Here is a 22,496-nt window from a genome sequence, read left to right on the forward strand (position 1 = left end):
GCTTATGTTTTCTTACAGGAAACTGACTTCGTAAGCGTTACTTTTGTTCAAAAAATTAATCCGTGCCGTACAGACGATCCCCAGCATCCCCAAGACCTGGCACAATGTAACCATGATCATTCAAATGATCATCAACCGCTGCGACGTAAATATCGACGTCTGGATGTTCTTTTTGCACAGAAGCTACGCCCTCAGGTGCTGCAATGAGACACATTAGCTTAATACGTGAGCAGCCTCTGCGTTTCAGCACATCGATTGCTGCATTGGCAGATCCGCCTGTTGCAAGCATAGGATCAATAACGAGCAAATCCCGCTCCAACACATCAGTTGGCAACTTCACATAGTACTCAACAGGTTGAAGCGTATCCGGATCGCGGTACAGACCAACATGTCCTACTTTGGCAGCTGGCATCAGCTTTAACACCCCGTCAACCATACCTAAACCTGCTCGTAAAATAGGGATCAGCCCTAACATCCTACCCGAGATGACTTGGCAATCTGCTGTTGTAACCGGCGTTTTCACTTGCACTTGCTGTAGTGGCAGATCTCTTGTGATTTCATAAACCATTAATGTAGCAACTTCATCGACAAGCGCTCTGAAATCCTTCGTTGTCGTGTTCTCATCCCGAATATAAGTAAGCTTATGCTGGATAAGCGGATGATCGCAAATATGTACTTTACCCATATGTTCCTCCTAATTATGCTTCTAGGTCAGGCAAACCTCGTCCATTATATCATATGTTATCCAACTTATCTGCTGTAGAACCGCCATTTCTCTTGATGACTACGACAACGAAGCAGCGTGGTTTGCCTGCGGTTATAAAATCATGACAAAAAACCCTCGTGAACCGCACTTTCCAACCGGAAAATGGGTTCAGGCAAGGGTTTACATGTGCTGTTTAGCTGGCGTTAACCAGCAACAATTGAATTCCGGTCAGCCCGCAGTTGACCAAGCAGTAGCGATCCGTCCATATCTTGTCGGCACCCGCATCAACCCAACCGATTTTGTCGGTGAAGCTGGTGGGGCCTACAAAGGTGACCTCTCCTTTTAGATGATGATGAGGTCCGAATGTATTACGTCCGCTGGTCAATAACTCGATTTGAAACTGAACCTGCTCGCTCATTATCTCATCTGTTACATCCAGCTGGGAGGCTCCCCAAAGAACCGTACGGGTCGTTCCGCCATTCACAGTAATATTCATAGCCGGACAGCGCATAGCATCCCACTGAAGGACAAGCCTGCCGTTATTGTTGCGAATATGTTTTAACACTTGCTCGGGCAGGGTAATCGTTTGGTCTGCGGTCACTCGTCCCGAGTAGAACACCAATCCCTGCGTCGTGACATCTGTCAACTGAAGCTGCTTCGGCATTGAGGTCAAGGTGAACGGCCCCTCCGTCCACAATGCCTCGCGTTCGGCCTGCTCCCAGCCGCCATGTGGTTTCACAGCGAATGGCCCTAGCACATAAATACTTTCGACTTCCACATCGAATAAAAGCTTATTGCGAATCGGGGCCAAATTGTCGCCTGCCACACCGAAGAACCGATAGACATCATCATTACAATAAAAGGATCCCGACATGCGGATACGATTACGACCCTCCACCACAAATTCGCCAATTCCCAGCGTTGGAAAGCTGCGGTCACCGCCAAACCAGCTGTCAGCATCCTCCGCACGGACAGGCTGTCCATTGATCGACAGCTCCCAATGCTCAGGGCGCTCGACAGCGAGCTTCCACAGTGAGCGATCCGTATGCCTCATTAGCTCAGCATCTGTCTCGAAGATGAACTCCAATTCAATATTCACAGGTCTCTGCATTGCAATACAGTGCTCTTGAATGTTCAGCACATAAGTAGGAGATGACCACTCTCCTCCATCTAAGCGATAGGCGGCATAGTCCAGTGTCAGAGCATTAGGCGCTGACAATTGGTAGTTCCATAGAGTATCTATGTTCATTTCAACTATTGAGAAGGGCTTCTCATTGAGTAAAGATGCTGCTGCCTTAGGCGGTTGTCCCCTTGGGGTCGGTTCCATCGCAGCCTCACTGTCCCAAATGGCGAAGAGCTTAGAATCACCTGGAGCCAGCTTAACGCTTTCCGATAACATACGTGCATCCGCTTCAGCTTTCTCCCCTTTTTCCAAATCCATCTCCATCCAAAATCGCCGATCTGACGCAGGAATTTTCAACTCAACAGTCTCGGTATCCCCCGTATGCACAGCATACAGTAATGTCACACCTGGCAAATGCCGCTCCTGAACATAAAGCTTTCGTAAAGCGTCCTGCGACGTATCCTCTCCTAGCAGCCAATCCCTGCGAACCTGCACATGCTCGGCTAAACCCCTTAATTCCGCAACATGAACCACACTATCGCTCATAAACCAAGATGCCAGTGTCTCGCTCCGTTTACCCTCCAGATAGAGAGGGGCTTCACCCACTAAAATGACCCTTCCTCCTGCTTCTACGAACGATTTCAGCAGTTCAAAGGTTGAAGCTTCTATCGTTAGCACGTCACTCACAATGACCGTTGCGTATTGTTGGGAACCGACCTGTAACATCCCGTCCGAAATACTCCCATAGTCTCGCATCAACGCTTCATCGCCGTAATCGAAATCACGCTGAAGCGCTAATAATTCATCCGCTAACGCATCCATGCGGTTCTGCAACTGTTCCACGTTACTTTTATTCTTCAAGCTTTGCAGCAGCCACGCCGATCGAATGGGATGCAGAACAAGAATACCTGGAACAGCCTTCCCGAGAGTCAACAGATAGGTAAGCCTAGCAAAGTAATCATTAAACTGGCTGTACACATCCCACCATGGTTGCTGAACGTACAGAGAAGGTGGATAGTCTCGCTTGCGGACTCCACGAATCGAATACGATTGCAGATGCGGGCATAGACGATTCACGCCTAGGACAAACTGCCATTCGGCGATCCTTTTCATTTCGCGGAAACTCAAGTTCCATCCGCAGCAGCCGAAGGTTTCCGTGATCACGAACGGTTTATCCAACTGCCGCGCTACTGAAGCCGCCTGTTTAGGCAAGATCACGCTGCGCGGCTTACGACCCAGCATATCAATGCCTGGCATATGCATTCGTTCGTAAAGCGGCATGACTCCTCCCGTATACTGCATTTGTTCCATGAGGGTATCTTCCCCCATGAAATGACCTGTCAGCTGCCAGCCATGAGCTTCACACCAATCAGCAACTAAGCAAACTGATGTTCGAAATCGCTCGCTTACCAGATTCCAGAACTGATAACGAGCTAAGTATGCCGCTTCTATTTCTGACTCATGTACTTCTGTAAGCAACCAACCGATGGCATTCGTAACGGACTCCCCATAACGCAACGAGTACTCCCGATCGAAATCAATCGACCATGGAATGCCAGAGAACTTAAACTCATCTGTGAATATGCCTGGCATATTGCCCTCACCGAACCGGTCCCCCAGACGCTGGAAATAAACCTCATGGCAGGCCTGAAGAAAGGCATCCATTGCTTCAACAGAAAGGATATCAATATAGTAAGGATTCACGCGGCACATGACAGCCAGACCTACATCCCAATTGTCATCATTCTCCTCATCTTGCACCCGCCACTGCTTCTCATTTTCTAATCGAACAAGCAGGTACATAAAGTCAGGATCCTGTCGCAGTACTTCCACCTGCTGTAAGGCATCCTCTTTCTTGACTCGGATACCCTCCAGCGACTTTTGCTGATAAGAAACCCCTAATGCCGGCACAACGCCATTCGCTGTTCCACTAGGCCAACCATTCTCATCGTAGCACCATGCCTCTAGCCCTTGAGCTTTAGCCTCGTCGGCTGATATCTCAATGACATCTAAGAACTCTTCACCCATATAGGGAGTAAGCAGTCCCTGCCTTGTATGCATGAAGAAACCACCTAAACCGGCCCGCTTCATTTCGCCAATTTGCCTGCGAAGCTCCTCGGGTTCCAGCTTATCGTTCCATGACCAGAATGGCGTGCTTCTATATGCAGCGGGTGGATTATGAAAAATCGATTCTTCGAATTGATTTCGATGTTCTCTTTGATTTCGAGGTTCCTTTGTTAGCAAAACAACTCTCTCCTCATCAATCCCTCCAGTTTGCTGTGACAAACTTCTGTGGAGAGGTCCCGGTTATTTTTTTGAACAAGGTACAGAAATACTTCTCATTATGAACACCAACAGCCTCAGCCAACTCTAAATTAGAATAATCACGCTTACGCAGCAGCTCGATGGCCCGCTCAATCCTGCGCTTAGAGACGTAATCGGTAAAATTGATCCCTAACTCTTTCTTGAAAAGCTCGCTCACATACGTTGGATTCAAATGAATGTGCTCGGCGACAACACCGAGGGAAATCGATTCCTTCAGGTGATCCTCAACGAAGCGCATCGCCTTCACCATTTCGAGGCGTAAACCGCTCCCTTCTGCACGGGCGTGCAGCTTCTCCCACTCCACGCGCAAACGCTCCACCAGTTGATGCAGATGCGTACAGTCCGCAAATGTAGCTGCATCAGCTGTAACTTCATGATCAGCTGGTAGCATTCGCTGGCGAAGGCGTGCGCACCAGCCCTCGATATAACCCAGCAGTTTGCCAGGCATAATCCGATGGTTATGCAGCACATGCAGCAAAGGCGCAAGTGCTTCGCCTCCCAACGACTTCGCACTAGAACGCGCGAGCGTTTGCTCAAAGCGTTCTGTTAGCTCGCGCCAGTCACTTTCGCTATAGCCTAACCTCCGATTTGGCGTAATTACTGTGCCAAAGCTGGCATAGAACGTGTCCTCAAGTGCACCTTTGGCTTCCTCGTAGGCCACTGGAGCAGACCCCCAGCCGTTGTACATCCGGCTCACACCCATTGAAACTGATATACGCAAATAAGTTTTTATCGCATCTCGGATGCTTTCCCCAAGCTCGTAGCAATTCCGATCGAACAATTGTTCGCTGCCCGCCCGAATCGTAGCCAGGGCAACGATGACGCCTTGCTGCAACTCACAGGCGAAGCAGCTCCCACTCTCCCGGAGCACTTCCTCGATAATATTTAACATGCCGTACTTGAGCATGTTACGGTCCGCTGGTGAATACTCCGAACAGAATACATCATAATTATCAAAACGCACAGCAAAACACCCATACTGCCGCGGCTCAAACCCTGGCACTAGCTCCGCACTTCGGCGCTCCATAACAGGATCAGATACCTCTCCACGGAGCAATTCCTCCAGCAGATGCTTGCGCAGACGATAGGAATTCTCTTTCACAGATCCACTGAGACTTTGCAGGCGCCTCTCCTTCTCTTCGCGGGCAATCACATTATCGCGCGCTTTGGACAAGGCCGTGCGTACATCTTCTTCCCGCAAGGGCACCTTAACCAAATATTCAAACACACCCATGGCAATCGCTTGCTTGGCATAGGCGAAATCCGAGTAGGCGCTTAGGATGATAACTTCCACACCAGGCAGCCGTTCCCGCAGCTGACGCACGAGTTCAATCCCATCCATGCCAGGCATCACAATATCTGTGATAATGAGATCAGGACGCAGCTCCGTTGCTTTCTCCAGCGCTTCAACGCCCGAATAAGCCCGACCCACTAGCCGGAATGGCATCCGCCGCTCCGCCCACCGTCCGAAGTATGTCTCTAACCGTTGCACCATTGGCGGCTCATCATCCACAATGAGGCAAGTCACCTCTCTCATTGCGCCTCCCCCCTTCCGCGTTCATCATGCTGATCTTGTGCTGTATCATCTGGGAATGTCAGTGTTACACATGTTCCACGACCTGGCTCGCTCCACACGCTAAGGCCATAAGGTTCCCCGTAATTTAAACGTATGCGTTGGTGAATGTTGTACAAGCCTATTCGTTTACGGTGATCAAAATTTCGCCCCACAGGATCCTCGAGCAGTAGCTCCGTTGTCTTATCAAGCGTCATGCCAATGCCTTCGTCCTTTACCTCAACAATGAGTTTGCCATCGTGACGAACCGCTGACAACCGAATAGCTCCTGATTTACGTCCACCTGCATACCCATGGAAAATACTGTTCTCCACAATGGGTTGAAGCGCCATTCGTAATACAGGAAGGTCTAGGGTGTCTGAATCAATCTCTTCTATGAGCTCAAACTCACAATCATACCGAATCTTTTGGATGTATAAATAATCCTTCACATTCCGCAATTCCTGCTCCAAGCTGACCCGGTCAGAGAATTCCGTAATACCGTATTCCAGAATTGAAATCAGTGCTTCAATTATGTTATCTACCTCGTGATAGCGCTCAAATGCGACAACATTGGAAATAGATCCTAGCGTGTTGTATAGAAAATGCGGATTGATTTGAGACTGCAGCACTTGAATCTCTAACTCTTTCTTTTTTCGTTCGCCACGGTTCACATGCTCAATTAAGGTGCGAATCTGGCCTAACATGTCGTCGAATGTGGCTGCCAGCTTGCCGAACTCATCACGGCGTGCGCTCGATATGCTAACGTTCAAATCTCCGTGACCGACTTGATTGATTTTACGAATCAAATAGTACACTGGCGTTCGAATCATGCGAGCTACGAAACCGGCCGTCAACACACTAAGCAAGAAGCCAAGTAACAGAAGGCCAATGAAAAATGTCTCCATTCGCTTGAGCGATTTTTGCAACGTCGTTCCGTCATAGAAGGCAAATACAATCCATTTGGTACGAGGATTAATGCTCTTCATAATGGTCACAGCAGTCCCATTCATATGGTCAGTAAAGACATCATCCTTGGACTCCACAAGCTCCCGACCATCTCGGTCATCAAAGCTTAGACGATGATCGACGATACTAAACAGGCGGCTGCCCGCTGGCTCCAGAATGACACGTCCCTCTTTGTCCATGATGCCTAACTGCAAATCGTTGCTGCCACCGCCAATCTTCTGCAATCGCTCTTGCATCGCAGTAAGATTCAAATCCACGGCCACAGCCATCGGTTCACCGGCAATCGTAATCGCTTTGGTGAAGGTAACCGTCCAACCAGAGAAGAAATTCTGATACGGCTGGCTAACCGTCACGGCCCCGTAGGCGTTGCTGTAGGCCATTTTATAGAGAGGATCCCGATCATCTCTAGGGTCGTTAATGACCTTTGTTACAGGATTCCCGCCTAGGATGGACAAATCCTTGCGAATCACGTACACGTCTGTCAGCATAATCGCGTTCTCCCGATAGGCATTCTCCAAAGCAGCTTGCGCAGCCGTCAGATCATTACGCCACGAAGCGGCTGAAGTGGAGAGTTGGCCGATCGTATTTTGCACAAGGAGAAAGTACAGATCGATATATTCTTCTTCCTTATGCAGCAACTGTGTCGCTTGGTTGAGCTGACTCGAGGTAATTTCATTTTTAATATAACGGTAGGATAAACCGCTTAGAATAGCTTCCGAGCTGAGCACGAAGACGAAACAGACCAGAAACAGTCGGAATGATATATTGTGGAACCATTTCTTGATCCAATCTCGCATGATGTTCGCACCCCTCGTAGCTACTCTATAGAAATGTAGAAAAAGAGGAGGTTTCTCCCCTTTTCCCCACTATACTTATTTGATAACACCGTCACCTTGCAGTTGTTTCGTATAATTGGCAATCGCATCGTTCAGCTTGAATTTGTCCTGCAGTGTCTTTACGTACGCATCCCAGTTCGTTAAAGGCTCTTTGCCCGTTACGAATTTGAGCATCATTTCATTGGCGTATTTGAGGCGATCTTGCGACATAGGGTCAGCTGGATCATCAAAAACACGTGGATTTACGTTATTATCCTTCAAGTAGCTCGTGTTAATCTTCTGGTTCGCGTTCGTGATATCAGGCTTCTGGAAGTCGAAATACACACCGTCCGTCGCTTTACGAACGAAAGCATAGTTATAGCGCCACTCAATTTCCTTTTCGTTGTACGTGGATCTATCGATTAACTTCGGTGTACCATTCGTCACGGTAAAGGACTTATCTTTGATCCCATAAGCAAGGAATGGATACGCTTCTTTATTGGTGTATAGATATTGAATGAACTGCATAGCACGCTTAGCTTTACCAGCATCCTTCATCGCTTCCTTCGAAAGTCCAATAAGTGACTGTTGGAATGGCTTCATATCAAGAATTTGATCTCCATAAGGCCCCTTTGGAGGTGCAATTTGCTTCCAATCCGGCACACTGCCTCCGGCATCCTGCATTTTCTTCGTTTCCGCAGGCTCTAAACGGCGCCAATCTTCGATCATAATACCAACTTTGCCTTGGTACATTTTATTATCACGTTTGAGTCCGTCGTCAATCGTTACCCAGTCAGGGTCAACCACTTTCGCATCGATCATCTCTTTAATGAACGTCAGCGCTTCCTTCGTTTTCGCGTCGGTGTTGTAGACAACAACTTTACCATCTTTAACATCTACAAAGTTAGGCTGTACACCGTACATCCAGAATATCTGTTGGAAACCTTGTGCACCACTCGTGCTATAACCCAGTGAGCCGTCCTTTGGCAGCATCGCGACGTAACCGTACGTATCATTCTTACCATTACCGTCTGGATCGTTGAAAGTGAACGCTTTCATAACGTTGAGTAATTCTTGTGGATTCGTCGGAACCGACAGGTTCAGCTTTTTGAGCCATGTATTGTTAATCCACCAACCATTTACGCCGCCAACAGCTTCAGAAGCGGGTAAGCCAATCATATGACCTTTATATTTCATAGGCTCGAGGCGTGAAGGGTCGAATGCTTTCGGAAGCTCCGGGAACTCCTTCAGCAAATCATCGAGATCGGCGAGCAAGCCTTGATCGTAATATTTAATCGCAGAGGCACGGTCAGGGAAAGAGACGATATCAGGAATTTGATTAGAAGAGATCAGCAGGTTGAGCTTATCTTTCCAATTTTCTCCGCCCATGATCATATCGAGATCCATATTATTGTCTTTCTCGATCATTTGACGAATCGGATCCTGCTCTTTCGCTGGCATTGGCGTTGTTAACCGATAACCAACTGTATTATAAAAGCTAACTTTATACTTCTTGTCAGCTTCCGCCGGCTTAGCCGATTGGGTGCCTCCCGTTGAGGGGGCAACGCTCGCGCTTGGTGAAGCCGTATTCTCAGCTTTGCTGCAACCCGCAGCAACAACTCCTAGGATCACAGTCATACTAAGCAACGCACTTGCGTAATTCTTTTTCATCTTTGAACCTCTCCCTTTAGTCTATTATACATGCTATATCGAGAGTTGCCTCTAGATATCATCGCGTTTTTGGCCCCCTATTATCCTTTCACAGAGCCAAGCAGTACACCTCGGGTAAAATGCTTCTGGATGAACGGATACACGACCAGTATCGGCAACGTTGTAATGGCGACGGACGCCATTTGGACCGAAATGGGGTTTACCGAGTTAGCAGCTTCTGCTGCATCCCCGCTAATTGCGACAGAGGCAAGCAAGATTTGCCTTAAAAATAGCTGTACAGGCTGATTCTCTGGGGTGTTGATGTAAAGCAGGGCATCGAAATAACTATTCCAGTGCCACACGGCGTAGAAAAGGCCAATCGTCGCGATAATCGGTACAGACAGCGGAATGACGATGCGTACCAGAATGGCGATTTCTCCCGCTCCATCAATACGGGCAGCTTCATCAATAGCTTCTGGCAGCTGCTCGAAAAAGCTTTTCACAATCATGAGATAGAACGCATTGATCAATCCAGGAATGATGAGTGACCATTCGGAATCGAGCAGTCCTATATTTTTCACGAGCAAGTAGCCCGGAATAATACCGCCGTTAAACAGCATAGTGAATACGATAAAAAGCAGGAACGGACTTCGGCCAGGCAACGCTTTGCGCGAGAGTGGAAGTGCTGTAATGACGGTGAACACTAAGTTCAGCAGCGTACCGACAATGACACGAAAGAGGGTAACTTGGTAGGCATCGAGTAATCGGCCCCCTTGCATAATCTCTCGGTAAGCAGTCAACGTAGTATGCGTAGGGATGATGACCAACCCATCTTTCTTAATGAACTCAGATATCGGGGTAAGGGAGACGCTGATGACATACAGGAACGGCAGTACGCAGGAAGCGGCGAGCAGTGATAGCAGCAAATAGTTAACGCCTTGGGCGAGTCGGTCGCCGGTGGTCATGTGACGCATGGATGATTCCTCCTTCTACCAGATTTGTCCGTCGAATTTTTTGGCAATCCTATTCGCACCAAGTACTAGCACGAAGCCGATGACCGATTTAAACAACCCGACAGCGGTAGCAAGTCCAATACGTCCCTCTTGTAGACCGACCCGATATACCCATGTCTCGATAACATCGGCCTTCTCTTGATTAAGCGGATTGAGCATGATGAAAATTTGATCAAAGCCAACATCAAGAATGGCGCTGAGCCGCAGCACGAGCATGAGGATAATGACGTTGCGAATACCCGGAAGGGTGATATGCCATAATTGACGGGACTGAGACGCGCCATCCATCGTTGCTGCTTCGTAAAGGCTCGGATCAATACCTGTGAGAGCTGCCAAGTAAATGATGGCTCCCCAGCCGACTGACTGCCATATGTCCGTCGTTACGATAAGCGTTCGGATCAGACCGGACTCCGTTAAGAAGGAGATGCGGTCTAAGTGGAAGGCGGTTAACAACTGGTTAACGAGCCCCGTTCCAGGTGCGAGAAAAGCCACCAGCAACCCGTAAATAATGACCCATGATAGAAAGTGAGGCAGATAAGTCAGGGTTTGAATGGTTCTTTTAAACCCCGTCCCAGTAACGGCATTGAGCATTAAGGCTAGAATAACCGGTGCTGGAAATGAAAAGACGAGCTTGTAAAACGAAATTAGAATGGTGTTTCCGATAATTTGTTTGAAGTACACACCATCGAAAAATAACTGAAAGTTCTGCCAGCCAACCCATGGGCTTTCCCAGAGTCCTTGCAGGACGTTGTAGTTCTTAAATGCAGCGGCGATGTACACCATCGGCACATATTTGAATACCGCAAAATACAGCAGGCCCGGAATTAATAGGGCATACATCACACCGTATCTTCGCAGCAGGTTCATCGTTCGATGCATGAGCTGCCTCTCCTCTCTCTGTTTGTTATACCTTTATTGTAGCGCCGCGAAAGGGTCGATCCTTTTCATATCTTTGGCAGATGGTCTAAAATCTTCGGAAACACGAAAGCCGCCTCCTACTTGGGAGACGGCTTTGCTAACTCAATTATTGGCGCGTTTGATGTAACAAAAGGCTAGAAATTCATCATTCATCTCCTCCTAATGGGATTCGAATGTTATACGATCGGCTTCCCTCCCGTTCAAGTACAGCGCACAGCAGAACGGCAGGCTTCCCGCTCTTGTCAAACCATAACTGTGGACGTTCCAGCCTGAGGACGAATTGTGTGACCTGGTGAGCCCAGGCAATTTGAAGATCGAATGCCAGTACATGCCGAGATGGTCGCCACACAATGCCATCTGCTGATTCAAACAAGGCCACAGAACCACGTCCCGATTTCGTAAAATAACCTTGGAAATCCTTCATCAACGCATAGTACCCGTCACCATGGCACCATACGTAAGGGTCCTCTACCGCCCAATCGTTCGTTGGGTTCGTTACCGTGGGCTCTGGCTGCTTGCGAAACGGTCCGAGCGGATGATCGGCGAAGGCTACGCCCGCATTAACTGCCCCGCCCTTCGGCGGAGGCCCCTCTGCAACACCTTTGTACATCATCAGGATACGGCCATCTGCTGCCTCGCAAACCGTAGGGTTGCTCGTCATGAGTCCATCCCACTCTCCTAAGGAGACATCAAGCACGGGTAGCGTCCCACGGGTCCATGGACCTGCAGGATGGTCTGCCACAGCAACGCCGATACGTTGATGGTTGCGATACGTCCACCATGTTGCCTCATCGACAGGATGGTCGAGATCAAAGTCAGGGCCATGCGTCCCCATGTAATACAGGTAATATCGATTACCGTGGCGCAAAATAGCTGGATTGTGTGCCACATCCTTGTCCCAGTTCGCTGCACCATCTCTACATGTCCATACCGTATCCACGTGATGGAACGGACCTAAGGGATTGTCCGAAATCGCATAGGCGATTTCAGAATGCGTGACCCACGCCTCAAAACCGGCGCTCTCAGGCCAACGCGAATAGAACAAGTAATACCTCCCCTCCGCATCTCGTGTCATCGAACCACACCAAACATGCCATCCTTCTAACTCGAACTTCGCGCCAGCCGGTACTGGCCGAAGCATCCCCTGAAAATTCATGCACACCTCTCCTAGCTGCGTAAGTGTTTACATTTGTATAAAACAAGTGTAAGGGGTATGCAGCTTGGAAAGGTTCCATATTTTCGTAAGATGGTTTGAACTTTTGGGATGTGTTTAGTCGGGTGATTAAGGCCGGGTTAGCACAAAATGAGTTTGCGTGTAGGCTTATTGTGGCTGATTTGTGGTTTTTGAAAGCAGATCGACTGCTCGCCATCCTGTTTAGCTGTATAAACTACAGCTAATTTGCTCGAATCTGCTGTTTTTTGGTGCATAGATGGAAAAAGTACAGCTAATCCGTCAGGAATTCGTAGAATCCAGCGAATCGAGGGAATTTACCTACAGGAAATACAGTTAATCCTCGAATTTTGAGAAATACGCTTCAAATAGATGGAGGAAATCCAGTTAGATTGCGGGGCGGCAGGGGTGCTGGTGGCTTGGGGGCGGCGGTGGTATGTGTAAGGTGCAGAGTGGAGCTTGTTTCGGGGGTGGAGGTAGATAAAGATCGTGGTAGAGGTAGCTAGGGGGCGGTGTTTGTATGTGATAGTTACAAGAGTAGCTAATTTGGGGGTGGAGGTAGATAAAGGTGGAGTGGTGAGTAGCAGATTGGGGTAGTATTTGATAGTTACAGAGCAGCTAGTTTGGGGTTGAGGTAGATAAAGGTTGGGTGATGACTAGGAGATTGCGGTGGTATGTGATAATTGCAGAGAGTAGCTTGTTTTAGGGTAAGGCCTAGGTGAAAGGTAGAGATAGATAGGAGTGATAGAGGTAGAAAGAGATCGCTAGTTGCAGCGAGTAGAGAAAAAAAGACCAGCTCCAAAGAGCTGGCCCTATCTCTAATGATTAATAAGTCAAACCTGGGTAAAGAGGGAATTGCGCCGTTAGATCGGACACCATGCCGCGAGCTTTCTCCAGCGTAGCTTCGTCTTTCGGATTTTTCAAAGTAAGACCGATAACTTTCGCGATGGTTTTCATCGCTTCTTCGTCCATACCACGGGAAGTTACAGCCGGTGTACCCAAACGGATACCGCTTGTTACGAACGGGCTAGTTGGGTCGAAAGGAATCGCGTTTTTGTTCGCTGTAATACCGATTTCATCCAAAACGTGTTCTGCGTCTTTACCAGAGATGTTGAGGTTACGTAGGTCAACCAACATCAAGTGGTTATCCGTACCGCCGGAAACAAGGTTGATCCCTTCAGCTGTAAGAGCAGTCGCCAATGCTTGAGCATTGTTGATAACATTTTGACCGTATACTTTAAAGTCCGGTTGAAGAGCTTCACCGAAGGAAACAGCTTTCGCTGCGATCGTGTGCATCAAAGGACCGCCTTGGGAACCAGGGAATACCGCTTTATCAATCGCTGCAGCCCAAGCTTTCTTCGTAAGAATCATACCGCCGCGAGGACCACGTAGCGTTTTGTGTGTAGTTGTTGTTACGAAATGTGCGTGTGGCACTGGGTTCGGGTGCAAACCAGCTGCTACTAGACCAGCAATATGCGCCATATCAACGAAGAACAATGCGCCTACATCGTTAGCGATCGAAGCCAATGCTTCGAAATCAATCGTACGTGGGTACGCACTTGCACCAGCTACTAACATACGAGGCTTATGTTTGAAAGCTGCTTTACGAACATCGTCGTAGTCGATGCGGAAATCTTTTTCGCTTACGCCGTAAGCGACGAAGTTGTAAAGGATACCGGAAGCATTGACTGGGCTACCGTGTGTTAAGTGACCACCATGTGCAAGGTTCATACCAAGAACGGTGTCACCAGGGTTTAGAGCAGCCAAGTAAACAGCCATGTTCGCTTGTGCACCGGAATGCGGTTGAACGTTCGCGTGCTCAGCACCGAAAAGCTCTTTCGCGCGATCACGAGCGATGTCTTCCACGATGTCTACGTACTCACAGCCACCATAGTATCTTTTGCCTGGGTAACCTTCTGCGTATTTGTTCGTAAGTACAGTACCCATAGCTTCAAGAACCGCTTGGCTCACGATGTTCTCGGAAGCGATTAGCTCAATTTTGTCGCGTTGACGGCCTAGCTCAAGGTTCATCGCTTCTACGATTTTCGGATCTTGCTTGCTCAAAAAGTTTGTCATCTCATATTCCTCCTAAGGATAGTCGTTACTAATAAATTAGCAATCTGCATCAGGTGCAGCTTGTTGATAAAGTTGATCCGCTAAATCCGCGGAATATACAGCTCTAGTACCACCGATGAGCTTCGGCCTTGCGAATGCCATCGTGACATAAGCCTGGCCAATATGGCGAACCGGCGGCCTTACGGGAACAGCGACTCTGCGCAGATGCATCCCAATCAGCGTTGAGCCAATATCGATGCCCGCATGCGCCTGAATCGTTTCAACCACGACCGGCTTCACGAAGTGTCTGTACGCATAGGAAGCCATTGAACCCCCGGCCTTCGGCACGGGAATGACCGATACAGGTTCTAGCTGCGGTGCCAGCGCCAGCAACTCCTCTTCAACAACCAGCGCACGATTCAAATGCTCGCAGCACTGATAGGCTGCATGCAGTCCGAACTCGCCGCAAACACGTGCAACTGTCTCAAAAATCGGCTTCGCCGCATCCAACGTACCCGATGTCCCAATGCGATGCCCGAGAATTTCACTCGTACTCGTACCAATCACCAAGATATAGCCAGGACGCAGGCTACCGACAGTAACCAGCTCATGAAGGTTTGCTTCCAAAGCTTCTGCGATAGGTTCATACATAGAATCTGTCATTGCGCAACCTCATTTCTAGGGGTGAACCGTGAAACGATCTTCGATGCTCTGCACTTTGTTGATTCGATTCTTATGGCGGACACCTTCCGAAAACTCGGTTTCCAACCAAATTTTAACGATTTCTTCCGCTACGCCAGGTCCAACAACTCGCTCACCCATCGCTAGCACATTCGTATCATTATGTTCACGTGTCGCTTTCGCGGAGAAGAGGTCATGCACAAGTGCACAGCGAATTCCTGGAACTTTATTGGCAGCAATCGACATCCCAATGCCCGTTCCACAAAGCAGAATCCCTTTATCTGCCTCTCCTGCAACAACTTTTTCGCAAACTTGAAGTGCATAATCTGGATAATCGACGGAGTCGCCACAGCTGCATCCGAAATCGATCACTTGATGACCCAATGATTCAATAAAAGGAATGATAACATCTTTCAAACGATAGCCTGCATGATCTGCGCCTAAAGCAATTTTCATGAATAAAACGCTCCTTTTTGACTGTTCGAATTCGACCATCCTATTATATCCCAAAGCTCACCAAAAACGAAAAAAAGAGCGCACACGCTAAAAAACGCGCGTTGCTCTTTTGCCCAGGCGACCGGCCGTATAGCTCAATGCTCCATTGTGGTTACTCCCACTCGTCGCCAGTTACACTGAGTCTTGCTTGTTACTTGTATTTTATCGCATTCCCAACGATGTGTAAAGCTCTATTGGCCTACCTTACTGAGGACCTTATTGGAAAAAGCAAACGTCCTTGTTACCCTCGGGATGCTAGCGTATTTTTTTCACCAATTTATCTAGGCTCCGACTAATTTCTTCGGCTGTATACCGATAATCGGCTAGTGACCCGCCATAGGGATCAGAAATATCATAATCTGGAATCGTGTTTTCCAGCGTATACATGCGGCTTCTTTCTTCCACAGATACCGTCTGAGATAGCGCTTGTTTGAGCTGAAGATCTGCCGCAAGCTGCTCTCGCTCTTCAATCGCCTTGAGAATGCGATCATCGTCCTCTACATACTCTTTGAGGGTATGCGTCTTCTCGACCGCGTGAGGAAAGCGCCCAATTACGGTACGTTTATGCCCCGTCGTCATCGTCAAGATCAGATCAGCCCAATCGACATCCGCAGCGCTAATGGCTAGTGAACTAATAGCTTCCTTGAAACCCGCTTCATGAAGAAGTGACTGGCTGTTTCTCGATATCGGACCACCCGTCATCGCAGATACACCTGCCGAACGAACCTCCGCCGCAAGCCCCTCTTGATGCACCCTCATACGCAGCAAACCTTCGGCTAACGGACTGCGGCACGTATTTCCTGTACAGACAAATAGAATTCGCAACATGAAATCCTCCCTGGAATAAACGGCTATTTCACCGTACGTAATTACCCGTATTGTATCATAGTAAAAACTTGATCCCAAACCCTAATAGGATAAGTCCACCGAATGCCTCACCATATTCTCCGACCCAACCGCTAACTCGTCTGCCAAGCAGTAAGCCCGCTATCGAAAGCAAACCGCCAAATAATCCGAAAATCAGTACTGTAAGCACAATGTCCGTAGCAAACATCCCCAGAGAAACGCCCACTGAGAACGAATCTATACTAACACTAAGAGCAAAAATTATAAGCCCCCATAACGTTCGATGATCGAAGACTGAAGCCTCTTCCCCCCGTATCGAACTGTATACCATATGTGCACCAAGCAAGATAAGTAAACATCCCCCTGCCGCCGTAGCGACATTACCCAGTAGAAGGGAGACATATTGCCCCATAAACATCCCCATTAATGGCATGAGCACGTGAAAGACACCGATAACAATGCTTATTTTCAAAATATCCATCAGACGAATGCCCTTCATCCCAATGCCAATTCCTAACGAAAAAGCATCTAGGCCCAAAGCAATCGCCATTATTCCAATTGTCATGAGTTGCCCAACTTGTACCCCAGATGCGAGCATAGCACGATCCCCCTTGTCCACGATTCTTTCTCAAGATATGCGGACAAACTAGGAATCATGCTATTGAGAAAACCTTTATCGAAGCTATTCAAAGATGTGCGACCGCGTTAAGAGGAAGGTTTTATCGCCAAATAGAAGACAATTTTAGTGCGTGAAACTTATATAATCTTATCTTTTAGAGACGGACTCGCTCATGACCGGCTGCTTTGAGCAATCGATTCATAATGGCGCTGCCAATCCCTGCATCTGGTACGCCTTCTGCGACAATATAACTAATCCCTTTATGATCAAAAGACCGCAGAGCCGCATAAAGCTCACGAGCTATCGTTTCTGGTTGTGATAAGGAACCGCATGCGACAACGAGATCCGCTCGGTAACCGCCTACTCTTTCCTCAAAAGTGAGAATACCCGTCGACTCTCCCCGTGACTTGGCAGCATCAATATCACGTTGAATCCATGCTGAAACTTTCAGCTCGTCGTCCCCTTGAACAATGTGCATATAGCCTTTCGGCGCATAATGCGTGTACTTCATACCTGGCGCACGAGGCGTATCCGCATCTTCAACCTCTGTCGGTCCAGCCACATGCATATACATATCTGGCAAAACCGCGTGCAACTGCTCTACAGTCACACCACCTGGTCGCAATACGTATAATTCCTCTTCTACAAGTTGAATAACCGTTGACTCTACACCGACACCCGTTGCACCACCGTCTACAATTCCGCCAATCTTTCCATCCAAATCGTCACGTACATGCGATGCCAACGTAGGGCTCGGCCTACCCGAACTATTCGCACTTGGCGCTGCGATCGGAAGCCCAGCTTCCCGCAGTAACTGTAGGGCGACCGGATGGTCTGGGATACGAATACCTACCGTTTGCAAACCAGCCGTAACGAACGGCGAAAGGCTACCTGCAAGTACAGGTAGCACAATAGTTAATGGTCCGGGCCAGAAAGCCTGCATAAGCGCCTGATGATGAGCTGTGAGACTATCTGGCTGAACAAGGCCTAAGAGCTGCGTCTCATCAGCGATATGCACGATCAGAGGATTGTCGGAGGGCCTTCCTTTTGCGGCGAAAATTTGTAGAACCGCTTCGGTATTCGTTGCATCGGCACCAAGCCCGTAAACCGTCTCAGTCGGAAAAGCGACTGTATCCCCTTGTCGCAAGAGACTTGCCGCTTCTGCTATATCCTGGGCTGACGCTCTCTGCTCGCCTTGATCTACGTTCCAAAAGGTTGTCACAATCACTCTCATCCTTACTTGTATGAAATAAATTTGTTTTTGAACCGAATGATAAGAATACGACTCTCCTAAAAACTATTAAGAGGAAAGGGAACGAGGATGTCCTATTTGCAAGTCAACGGGCGAAAATAGTATGGAAAGGGAACGTCGGTAACTTATTTACCCGAAAAACACCCATATTCATAAAATTTGGAGAAATAGTGCATCCTCGTTCCCCTTATCACCTAAAACATCCAGTTTCACCAAATTAGCGCATCTACATTCCTTTCAACACCTTCGCAGCCACTAGCTAAACCACGAAAAGATCGCCTTAAACATTTCCCAAATGAAGAACTTCACTTTCGGTTGGGCTGGCTCTTCGGATGTAGAAACTGAAGCAGCTACGACTTCTACTTTCGTATCTTTCTTTACAACTTTCTCTGTGGAAGGAGCTTTATCTTTGCTAGATTTAGCCTTATCTTCTTTAACCGGCTGCTTTTCCTTGCCATTCTCATCCGTCGTTTTGGCCACTACAACGGCTGCAGAAGCAACCGCTTCACCCGATACGGAATCTACAAAGCATAGCGGTGGAAATAAGACGCACCACCAATTTTGTCCTTCACCAGAACCGATTACAACACGCAAAGCTTCATAATCCCCGGCTGGGTAGACGTCATTTCCGTACATTTTGGTTGGAAAAGGGACAACACCTAGCTCCACAGTATGCGGATAGTTGTAGCCGCGGGATGCAATCATCTCGCCAACAAGTTGATCAAATTCTGGCAAGTGCGCATTCACGACCGCTCTAGCCTCGTCCAAGGAATGTGGTCCTACGACCCAATCCGCCATACGAGCAATAATCGCATCCCGAATCTCGCGTTTCAAGGCTTGGTCCTGTGCAGAATCCGAATTTGCTAGAATACGCAAACGAATTGATTCTTCAGGTATCGTAGGCGAAATAACCGCCGCATTTGTCCGATTGGATTCCCAACACATCATCATAAGTATAAGTGCAAAAACAATGAATAATAAGCTCTTCACTGAGTGGCGCTCCGTTCTCTTAACCATGGAGAGTAGCCCCTTTCCCGTTCCCGTCTTCTACTAGCCAGTATGGACAATAGTGGGTGGGGCTAAACCTATGAATCTATTATTTTTTGCGAAATGATAGAGTTGGTCCTCCGAATAGATGGAAGAAAGCAGCCGATCTAACAGAATCGGCTACTGGAAAGAACGGATCGCGATCACGTGGCGATCGATCCCCTGGAGATCCTGCACAAAGCGGATCTCCGTCCATTCCGCGGCGGCGCGCAGCAACGCCGCAACTGCCTCCGCCTGCCCGATGCCTACCTCGAACCCGACCATCGTCGGGATTCGCGGCAGCCGGTGCAGCTGCGAGATCATACGGCGGTACAGGTCGAGTCCCTCGACACCGCCGAACAGAGCTGTGTGCGGCTCGAATAGCCGCACCTCGGGCATCAGCGCCGGCAGGTCGCCGTCTGGGATATATGGTGGGTTCGACACCACCATATCCGGCGCGAGCCCGCGCTCAATATAAGGCTCGAGAAGGTCGCCCTCGAGCCAGGTTATCCGCGCAGCCACTCCGTGGCGCTGCGCATTCTTGCGTGCCATCTCCAGCGCTGCCGCGGAGATGTCGCTGGCCGCAACGCGCCACGCAGGGCGCGCGTGCGCGATCGTCACCGGGATGATGCCACTCCCGGTGCCTACATCCGCAAGGAGCGGAGCGCCTTGCGGGAACAGACGCGAGCCCTCGTGGAGCATCGCCTCCACGAGCAGCTCGGTCTCCGGCCGCGGGATCAGCACGGCCGGCCCGACTTCAAACGGAAGGCCGAAGAAATCCTGCTCACCGGTGATATACTGCACCGGTTCACCCGCGGCCTTCCTGGCAACAAGCTGGTCCCACGTGGCGACCAGCTCTTCTGGCATCTGTTCCTGCCACCAGCGGAACAGAAGCTCTGTGCGCGTGCAGCCGCCTAAGAGGTGCTGCAGCAGCAGTTCCGTGCAAGACGAAGCCTCTGCGACGCCTTGCTCCGCTAAAAAAGAAGAAGCCTTCACAAAGGCTTCTCTCACACTCATGTTTGCAGTCGTCATTACATTGCCTCTAAGGCATCGGATTGTGCAGCAATCGTTAAGGCTGACACAATTTCCGCCATATCGCCGTTTAATACCGTTTCTAGACGGTGTAACGTCAAACCGATACGGTGATCGGTAATCCGGCTTTGCGGGAAGTTGTAGGTACGAATACGCTCTGAACGGTCGCCCGTTCCGACTTTGCTTTTACGCTCGCCGGCATATTTCGCTTCTTCTTCTTCACGCAATTTATCTGAAATCCGCGTACGAAGTACGCGAAGCGCTGACTCTTTATTGGAGTTTTGCGATTTACCATCCTGACACGTTGCGACGATACCCGTTGGTACGTGGGTTACACGCACAGCGGATTTCGTTGTATTAACGGACTGACCGCCCGCTCCACTGGAACAGAATGTATCGACGCGAATATCGGCATCATGAATCACGATTTCCACATCTTCTGCCTCCGGCATAACAACAACCGTCGACGTAGAGGTATGGATCCGTCCACCGGATTCCGTTACTGGAATACGTTGAACACGGTGCGCTCCGCTCTCGAACTTGAGCTTGCTATAGGCACCTTTACCCGTAATCATGAAAATAATTTCTTTAAATCCGCCCAAATCATTCACGGAAGCATCCAAAATCTCCGTTCTCCAACCTTGCGCATCCGCATAGCGCGTATACATCCGGTAGAGGTCGCCTGCAAACAGCGCAGCTTCATCGCCGCCCGCCGCGCCGCGAATTTCCACGATGACGTTCTTGTCATCATTAGGGTCTTTCGGCATCATCAAAATGCGGAGATGTTCTTCTAGTTTAGCAGATTGCTCGCTAAGCTCTTCGATCTCCATTTTGACCATTTCGCGCATCTCATCATCCAGCTTCTCATTCTGCATCACTTTCGCATCAGCTAGCTGTTCGCTCACGCTCTTATACTCATTATAAGCATCGTAAGACTCCTGAAGATCAGATTGCTCTTTGGAATACTCTCTTAGTTTCTTCGTATCACTCGTTACATCCGGGTCACACAATAACTCACTTAGTTTGTCATAGCGGTCCACAATGGACTGAAGTCGATCCAACATAGGGGATCACTCCTTTCTTGTTTTTGTAGTTAATTAAACGTTAAAACGGAAATGCATAACGTCGCCGTCATTCACTACGTACTCTTTACCTTCAAGGCGAACTTGGCCTTTTTCTTTCGCACCAGCCATGGATCCAGCAGCAGACAAATCGTTGTACGAAACAACCTCTGCACGAATAAATCCACGTTCAAAATCCGTATGAATCACGCCAGCTGCTTGCGGAGCTTTTGTTCCTTTACGAATTGTCCATGCTCTAACTTCTTGAACCCCAGCTGTGAAATACGTGTACAAGCCGAGTTTGCGATAAGCTGCTTTAATTAATCTATTCAAGCCGGACTCTTGAAGTCCCAACTCTTCCAGGAACATCGCTTTTTCTTCGTCTTCCAGTTCAGCAATCTCGGATTCAACTTTCGCGCTAATGGAAACAACTTCGTTGTTTTCTTTCTCTGCGAATTCCTTCACAATTTTAACGTATGCATTATCGTCCGCCGTTGCAACTTCATCTTCACTCACGTTTGCCGCATAGAGCACTGGCTTCATCGTTAGCAAATGTAGATCGCGAACCAGGAGGCGCTCATCTTCTGTCAAATCCAAGCTGCGTGCTGGCATATCATTATATAAGGCTTCTTTGATACGTTCCAAACACTCAACTTCAGCAACCACTTTCTTGTCGCCGCCTTTGAGGTTTTTGCGTGAACGCTCGATCTTTTTATCAACCGACTCAATGTCTGCCAAAATCAATTCAAGATTAATCGTCTCGATGTCGCCAATCGGATCAACTTTCCCTGAAACGTGAGTAATATTATCATCCTCAAAACAACGGACAACATGCACAATCGCATCAACTTCGCGGATGTGTGCTAGAAATTTATTTCCAAGGCCTTCGCCTTTGCTCGCACCCTTAACCAAACCCGCAATGTCAACGAATTCGAAGGCTGTCGGCACGATGCTCTTAGGCACAACGATTTCCACCAGCTTCTGCAATCTCTCGTCTGGTACTTCTACTACCCCAACATTCGGATCGATCGTACAGAACGGATAATTCGCAGATTCTGCCCCCGCCTGTGTAATTGCATTAAACAATGTCGATTTTCCTACGTTCGGTAGACCGACGATACCTGCTTTCAAAGCCATTGTCATTACAACTCCTTAATTTTCGAAAATCATCCTTCTTATTATATAGT

Annotated in this window: 18 protein-coding genes and 1 riboswitch; all 18 genes read right to left on the reverse strand. The window is 48.6% G+C overall.

All coding sequences use genetic code 11. From position 1 onward, the window contains the following. Window positions 1-55: 55 nt before the first annotated feature. The 18 genes from upp to ychF all read right to left on the reverse strand — a co-directional run bounded on the left by upp (window position 56) and on the right by ychF (window position 22,446). Window positions 56-685, reverse strand: coding sequence for a uracil phosphoribosyltransferase (gene upp, locus HQN88_RS24155; protein WP_173117292.1), 630 nt, complete (start codon window positions 683-685; stop codon window positions 56-58). Window positions 686-899: 214 nt separating this feature from the next. Further along, the gene (locus tag HQN88_RS24160; protein WP_173117294.1) at window positions 900-4,073 is read right to left on the reverse strand and encodes a glycosyl hydrolase; all 3,174 of its coding nucleotides are present in this window, start codon (window positions 4,071-4,073) and stop codon (window positions 900-902) included. Between the two features lie 16 nt (window positions 4,074-4,089). Then, the gene (locus HQN88_RS24165; protein WP_173117296.1) at window positions 4,090-5,691 is read right to left on the reverse strand and encodes a response regulator; all 1,602 of its coding nucleotides are present in this window, start codon (window positions 5,689-5,691) and stop codon (window positions 4,090-4,092) included. After that, window positions 5,688-7,472: a cache domain-containing sensor histidine kinase gene (locus HQN88_RS24170; RefSeq protein WP_173117298.1), complete on the reverse strand. Its 1,785-nt coding sequence runs from the start codon at window positions 7,470-7,472 to the stop codon at window positions 5,688-5,690. Before HQN88_RS24170 ends, HQN88_RS24165 begins: the two co-directional genes overlap by 4 nt. 75 nt (window positions 7,473-7,547) lie before the next feature. After that, window positions 7,548-9,161: a type 2 periplasmic-binding domain-containing protein gene (locus HQN88_RS24175; protein ID WP_173117300.1), complete on the reverse strand. Its 1,614-nt coding sequence runs from the start codon at window positions 9,159-9,161 to the stop codon at window positions 7,548-7,550. An 80-nt stretch (window positions 9,162-9,241) separates the two neighbouring features. Beyond that, window positions 9,242-10,114 carry a carbohydrate ABC transporter permease gene (locus HQN88_RS24180; RefSeq protein WP_171633376.1) on the reverse strand — a complete coding sequence of 291 codons (873 nt, stop codon included), beginning with the start codon at window positions 10,112-10,114 and terminating at the stop codon, window positions 9,242-9,244. 15 nt (window positions 10,115-10,129) lie between these two features. Continuing rightward, the gene (locus HQN88_RS24185; protein ID WP_173117302.1) at window positions 10,130-11,032 is read right to left on the reverse strand and encodes an ABC transporter permease; all 903 of its coding nucleotides are present in this window, start codon (window positions 11,030-11,032) and stop codon (window positions 10,130-10,132) included. Window positions 11,033-11,216: 184 nt separating this feature from the next. Then, window positions 11,217-12,227 carry a glycoside hydrolase family protein gene (locus HQN88_RS24190; protein ID WP_173117304.1) on the reverse strand — a complete coding sequence of 337 codons (1,011 nt, stop codon included), beginning with the start codon at window positions 12,225-12,227 and terminating at the stop codon, window positions 11,217-11,219. Between the two features lie 840 nt (window positions 12,228-13,067). Then, on the reverse strand, window positions 13,068-14,318 hold the full coding sequence (locus tag HQN88_RS24195; protein WP_056611727.1) for a serine hydroxymethyltransferase: 1,251 nt from the start codon (window positions 14,316-14,318) through the stop codon (window positions 13,068-13,070). Window positions 14,319-14,354: 36 nt separating this feature from the next. Continuing rightward, entirely contained in the window at window positions 14,355-14,960 is a 606-nt protein-coding gene (locus HQN88_RS24200; protein WP_173117306.1) for a TIGR01440 family protein, read from the reverse strand. A 15-nt stretch (window positions 14,961-14,975) separates the two neighbouring features. Next, complete coding sequence (gene rpiB / locus HQN88_RS24205; protein ID WP_028556915.1) at window positions 14,976-15,434, reverse strand: ribose 5-phosphate isomerase B; 459 nt, start codon at window positions 15,432-15,434, stop codon at window positions 14,976-14,978. A gap of 104 nt (window positions 15,435-15,538) precedes the next feature. Beyond that, window positions 15,539-15,619, reverse strand: a riboswitch (ZMP/ZTP riboswitch). A gap of 109 nt (window positions 15,620-15,728) precedes the next feature. Next, complete coding sequence (locus tag HQN88_RS24210; RefSeq protein ID WP_173117308.1) at window positions 15,729-16,301, reverse strand: low molecular weight protein arginine phosphatase; 573 nt, start codon at window positions 16,299-16,301, stop codon at window positions 15,729-15,731. A gap of 55 nt (window positions 16,302-16,356) precedes the next feature. Next, window positions 16,357-16,917 carry a manganese efflux pump MntP gene (locus tag HQN88_RS24215; RefSeq protein WP_173117310.1) on the reverse strand — a complete coding sequence of 187 codons (561 nt, stop codon included), beginning with the start codon at window positions 16,915-16,917 and terminating at the stop codon, window positions 16,357-16,359. Window positions 16,918-17,092: 175 nt separating this feature from the next. After that, complete coding sequence (locus tag HQN88_RS24220) at window positions 17,093-18,160, reverse strand: L-threonylcarbamoyladenylate synthase (protein ID WP_420794154.1); 1,068 nt, start codon at window positions 18,158-18,160, stop codon at window positions 17,093-17,095. A gap of 285 nt (window positions 18,161-18,445) precedes the next feature. Beyond that, entirely contained in the window at window positions 18,446-19,207 is a 762-nt protein-coding gene (gene spoIIR / locus HQN88_RS24225; protein ID WP_173117314.1) for a stage II sporulation protein R, read from the reverse strand. A 150-nt stretch (window positions 19,208-19,357) separates the two neighbouring features. Beyond that, the gene (gene prmC / locus HQN88_RS24230) at window positions 19,358-20,248 is read right to left on the reverse strand and encodes a peptide chain release factor N(5)-glutamine methyltransferase (RefSeq protein ID WP_173117316.1); all 891 of its coding nucleotides are present in this window, start codon (window positions 20,246-20,248) and stop codon (window positions 19,358-19,360) included. Continuing rightward, window positions 20,248-21,312 carry a peptide chain release factor 1 gene (gene prfA, locus HQN88_RS24235; protein ID WP_173117318.1) on the reverse strand — a complete coding sequence of 355 codons (1,065 nt, stop codon included), beginning with the start codon at window positions 21,310-21,312 and terminating at the stop codon, window positions 20,248-20,250. The genes prmC and prfA overlap by 1 nt, the downstream gene beginning before the upstream one ends. A 33-nt stretch (window positions 21,313-21,345) precedes the next feature. Then, complete coding sequence (ychF, locus tag HQN88_RS24240) at window positions 21,346-22,446, reverse strand: redox-regulated ATPase YchF (protein WP_173117320.1); 1,101 nt, start codon at window positions 22,444-22,446, stop codon at window positions 21,346-21,348. Window positions 22,447-22,496 lie beyond the last annotated feature (50 nt).

The organism is Paenibacillus qinlingensis (assembly GCF_013204845.1).
GTDB lineage: Bacteria > Bacillota > Bacilli > Paenibacillales > NBRC-103111 > Paenibacillus_E > Paenibacillus_E qinlingensis.